Source organism: Streptomyces sp. P17, from assembly GCF_032436805.1.
Taxonomy (GTDB): Bacteria; Actinomycetota; Actinomycetes; order Streptomycetales; family Streptomycetaceae; genus Streptomyces.
Genome location: NZ_JAVRBF010000542.1, coordinates 1 through 315 on the forward strand (window position 1 = coordinate 1; position 315 = coordinate 315).

A 315-nucleotide genomic window follows, 5' to 3' on the forward strand; every position below is an offset into this window, starting at 1 on the left:
TTGGATAACCGTGACAGCGAATATGTTCGGCCACAGTGTGTATAATATACTTTCTGACTTTGGGGTATCTATTCCTATTCCAATATTAGTTGCGGTTGGTTGTGTTATTTTCGTTACTTCTACAGCGTTTGGCTTTGAAATGTTGGGTAAAGTATCGAAAGTTGCGGTGCCTGTAATCATTGTATTGATGTTTGTTGTACTATTCCTTACGACAAACAGTGGTGTTTCTGCAACAGAAAAACTAGCACAACTGCCATTTGGGACTGCTGTTTCTTCCGTTGTTGGTACTATTATCGTATTGGTTACTACGGCACC

Annotated in this window: 1 protein-coding gene; it reads left to right on the forward strand. The window is 40.0% G+C overall.

Annotated elements, in window-relative coordinates; all coding sequences use genetic code 11:
- Nucleotides 1-10: 10 nt before the first annotated feature.
- Nucleotides 11-315: hypothetical protein (locus RMT89_RS42030; protein WP_315889024.1), on the forward strand; the 305-nt coding region annotated here is incomplete at its 3' end.